We start from the raw sequence: 4,612 nt of genomic DNA, 5'->3' as shown, positions 1-4,612 counted from the left end.
CAAGACCCTCCAGCCCCTCCAGCAGATCGAGGTCACCATCGGCGGCCACACTCATGTCGCGGCCGACCCCCTCACCGATCTCGCAGAGCAGATCCTCGAGGCAATCAGGCACTCAGACGAAACACACTAAAGTGGCATGACTCGGGTCGAACGGTGGGGGCGGTGACCAGCGCTCCTCGTCGTCCTCCGTCCTTCCGGCATCGCCGGTTCGGTCGACTTCATCGCAGCCAGGACATGCGTCGCCGCGGACGGCTTTGAATCTCTCGTGCCTTCATGGCCATCTCGTCGGCCAGCTGGAAAAAGACTCGGTCGTGCGCGTCAACGTGGACGACCTCACCACCGCGAGAGTGCAGGGTCACCGCATTGCCGGCAGTTATGGCGCCTAACTTTCTCCAGGAGCGTTTCCCCGCCCGCCCGGACCATCGGTGTCCGTACGCGGCATCGCATCGCCACGAAGTCGCTCAACAGCCGCGTCGAGATCTCGGAGGATCTGCTCGTGTTCCCTTGCGTCGTCATCCAGCTGAGCTCGCAGTCACACGATGTCCGCCAATGCATCAGCCATGCTCGGAGTCCTCTCGCCAGCCTTCGCCTCAGATTAGAACAGCCGTGTCCGCTCCCCCATGCATACTGCGGCGCTCTGCCATGGGTCAGAACAGGCCGGTCTCGGTCGGTTGCTCGGGTCGACGCAGCCGAGCCATCTCCAGTGCCTCTGAGGCACGCATGCCCTTCGATTCCCAGTTCTTGACGAACTCCTCGCCGAGCAGGACATACGACCAGGACACTTCCATACGCAGATGTGGTTCGAGATCATTGATCTGCTCCACCCACCCGAGAGCGGCACGTTGCTTGCGGCGAACGTTCTCATCGGACAAAGCAGACTGCGCCTTCGTCTCGACCACGAAGATCGAGTCTTCCGTGCGGACGATGAAGTCAGGAGAGTACTGAGCGGGCATCCCGTCGGCTTTCAAATACGGTCGCCGCATGACCTGGTGGCGATGCTCGTGGATCTTGCAGAATGCTTCCACCTTGGTGTCCTTCTCCGCCCATCGGATGAACCGCCGCTCCAACCCTCCCTTGTTTGTTGGGATAGGCAGTTTCGGGTAGATGCACTTGCTCACTTCCACACAGGAGGTAGAGCGCACCGGGATCGTACGGACCTCCGAAAGTAAGATGTGGCGCACCTCTGCCTCAGCGGCCGACACAGTCTGCTGCAACTCGGTGAGCCGCGTCGCAAAGACACCGGCGATGTGCTGTGCCACGTCGTCGACCATCAGGACGCGCCAGTTCTCGTTCTCGTGCGGGTCAAATGACCGGTCGAACAGGCGGTGGCGGATGTAGGTGTCCAGCCATCCCACCACCAGAGGCTTGTGTGCCTGCAAGATCGGATACTGGCTCACGGACTTGAACTTTGCAGCGCTCTTGGTGATGTTTGCCCCGAGTGCGTGGGTGATCCGGTTCGTCATCCGCGACAGGTAGTCGTTGTACCCGGTTGCTGTCAGGATGCCGCCCTCAACCCGATAGTCACCGTACTGAGTTCCCTCCTGCTGGTCGTGGGAGGCGAATTGGTCACCCTTGCCGATCTGACGGATGAGGAAATCGACGGGGTACTTGCTCCTCGGCAGCGTCAGTGGGTCGAGGCTGGGCGCCTTCAGCTCGTCGTCAGCCTCACGCAGGATCACCGGGATCTCGAAGTCGAACAGCTGATAGCCGGGCTTGAGGTCGACACTCTCCAAGTCGCCGCGCGCGTTCTTCTTGTCCGCGTCGTCGCCAACGGAACCAGCCAGACCTTCGTCGATCAGATCCTTGTAGAACTCTTCAAAGGCTGGGTGCTCCACCACGAAGAGCACGTCAAAGTAGTTGTTTGGCTCCTGGCCCTTGGCAATCCGTTCGCGGGTCTCTCGCTTGAGCTCGTCAATGGTGTCGTCTCCACGCCACATGAGCCGGAGCCCACGACCGACGGTCTGTTCCAGCAGAATGGAGGCTTGCGAACTGCGGAGCGGCACGATCACGCAGATGTTCGAAACGTCGAAACCCTCGCGAAGCATGAGCACTGACACGATGGCCCGCGGTGTCGGGTGCCGGTCAACGTCGAAGAGTCGCTCGCGGACCGGCTCCCAGTTCTTCTGCGACAGTTCTGCTTTTCGACCTGAGTCGACCCGCAGGACGTCGTCGGCGCTCATGCCAGTCCCGTGGAGGAAGTCCTCCACCAGCGGAGTGACGTTGGTGTCCTCGCAGATCACGAGCAGCTTGGGGTGCTTGTCGGGATCTGTCTTCGCGAACTGCTCTTCGAGGATTCGCAGCTTGGTCAGCCCCGCTTGGAGCATGACGCGCTGGCCCTGCGACAGCGCGACCACATTACCGTCGTCGTCCCGCTCGGCACGGAAGTCCAGAGGCAGGGCTGCGATCTCTTTGCGTTTGTCCAGTGCTAGGGATTTGATCAGGCCGGCCTTCATCGCGCTGGTCAGGTCGAAATCCACGACGATGTGCGGGAAGTACTGTCGGCCCTTCTTCTTGCCCGTGCCCACCTCGTTGTACGGCGTCGCCGAGAAGTCCATCTGGATGAACCGCTTGCCCTTTGGCGCGGCGATCTCTAGGAGGCTCTTCTGCCACTCGACGTCGGTGACCTCACCGGCAGAACGCATCTCGTGGATGTGGTGCGCCTCGTCGTTCATTACCATGAGGTCTGGCAAATCGGTCAGGAACCGGAGCGGCCCGCCGCGGGCGAACCTGCGGTCGAGCACGCCAAGAGCATTTCCCGTGGCCGTTCCAGGAGTAAGCGGAAACATAGACTCGACAGCAGCCTTTGGGTCGATGTCCAGCCCCGGCGCTTGGACCTCGTCCCCTTCAATGAAGTCCTCATCCTCGACCCCAGCCAACAGGTGCCAGTTGGTGATGGCCACCAAGCCGCCTCCGGTTACCTTCCGACCAATGTCGGCTTTGGTCACGACCGATGCCTGCAGGAATCCGAAAACTGCCTGACGATAGTTGTCGGGCACAAATAGGTCTTGCTGCTGGTACACATCACTTGTCGAAAAATCACGCTCTCCGTCAACTTCTTTCCCCTGGAACGAATCCAGGAGCCGGTCGTAGACAATCAGACCGGGAGCGACTATCAAAAAGTTTCTCGTGAATCGATCATCATCGGGCGCAACCTGCTTGTTGAGGTACTGCCACGTCATCAACGCGTTTAAGACCCATGTCTTGCCGGTACCCGTGGCCATTTTCGCCGCGTACTTCGGGTGCTGGTGCCGAGCTCGAGTGACTTCCCCAAGGGCCCCTCCGTCGAGCAACGCCTCCGGTGCCACCGCTTCGTAGAGCTCGCTGAGCGTCCGGGCTCCGAGTACCTCATGGGCATAGATCACATGGAGGATGGCGGAACGCTGTCCCTCGTGAAAGTTCAGGGTACGTACGTCGCAAAAGTCCTGCTGGAACCAGAACCGGAGCAGTTCGGCCGTCGTTGGCGTGACCTGCTGGAGCAGTTCCGGCTCCTGGCCGGCTACGAGCGCGGAGATCTGAGGGTTGACGAGGTCAGCTATTCCAGCGGCCAGCGGGAATCGGACGTCTTGGGCGGTCATCTGTCCACTCCCACTCCATCGATAACGACTTCGGACTCGAATCCGAACACATCAACGGCACGCACACAGATCCGCCGGGGCCCCTCCTTCCTAGGGAGCTGCAGGTGAGCCGTGGTGACAACCCGGAGCGGGTCAGCGTCATTTCCGGTGTTTTCCCGGTAGTCCTGCCATACAGATCGGAACACTTCACCGTCGTAGTCCGGGTCGACTGCCCAGTACTCAATCAGCGCAAGGGGCTCCTTGTTCATCACCTGATGCAGAGACGCACGATTCTTGTCGTCGAGATTGATCGCCTCAGGTGACAGGAGCACATAATTGCTCAGGTCGACAGCAAGCTCCTCACCGTCTGATACCTTTTCGCGGGCCGCGACACTAGCCTCAAGGTATTGCAGGCTCGCAAATCGGATGCTTCCGGCAAGCTTGTCGACACCCTTTTTCTTGAGGCGGTCAAGCAGATCGGGCGGAATGACGAGAACTTCGAGGCTACCGTCATCTAGCGCGGCGATATCTTGGCCAATGCCAGCAGAGAAGTTCCAGCCCAGCACTACGACCTTGTCGAAACCGCCCATCTTGGTATCACGGTATCCCTGGGCACGGCGCAGAGTCGAAATCGTCGTCAGTTTAGACGGGCTGTCAGCGAAGACCATCGTGCGCGAGTTGGGCAACCGGCCGAGACTACCGTTGACGTTCGCCTCCGATGGAAGCGGCAATGCACCATAGAGATCGAGGACGACTCGCGCGAGGTCGCCAACCCGGAACGCTCGGCCGAGGGTAGAGCGCGCCTGCTCCACTTGGTAGTCGCCAATCGCCTGATACATAAAGGGTTTAGCGTCTTGGTCGATCAGTCGCTTCCGTGTGACCATGGCTGCTGGCTTGCCGAGATCACTCACGACCCAGCGCCGCCCGAGACTCTCACCCGAGTTGCACAGGTTTAGTGGGTCAGGCTGTCGAGCATGGTTTGAGTAGTGGCGGGGATCTGCGGGTGGGCCGTGATCGTCTGCCCGGCGACCTTGATTTCGACGTCGCGCAGTGGCCGG

General features: G+C 60.4%; 2 protein-coding genes. Both read right to left on the bottom strand.

Translation table 11 applies throughout. The features are described 5' to 3' along the window. Nucleotides 1-647: 647 nt before the first annotated feature. Nucleotides 648-3,575, bottom strand: a complete 2,928-nt coding sequence (locus tag FGL98_RS24570) for a DEAD/DEAH box helicase family protein (protein WP_146321441.1) — start codon at nt 3,573-3,575, stop codon at nt 648-650. Continuing rightward, nucleotides 3,572-4,465 (bottom strand): hypothetical protein, encoded by an 894-nt coding sequence (locus FGL98_RS24565; protein WP_222432404.1) that lies wholly within the window; start codon nt 4,463-4,465, stop codon nt 3,572-3,574. Before FGL98_RS24565 ends, FGL98_RS24570 begins: the two co-directional genes overlap by 4 nt. Nucleotides 4,466-4,612: the final 147 nt, after the last annotated feature.

The sequence above is a fragment of the Leekyejoonella antrihumi genome (genome assembly GCF_007845645.1).
GTDB classification, from domain to species: domain Bacteria; phylum Actinomycetota; class Actinomycetes; order Actinomycetales; family Dermatophilaceae; genus Leekyejoonella; species Leekyejoonella antrihumi.
The sequence above is the reverse complement of the archived record's forward strand: the minus strand, read 5'-3'. Positions and strand labels throughout refer to the sequence as shown.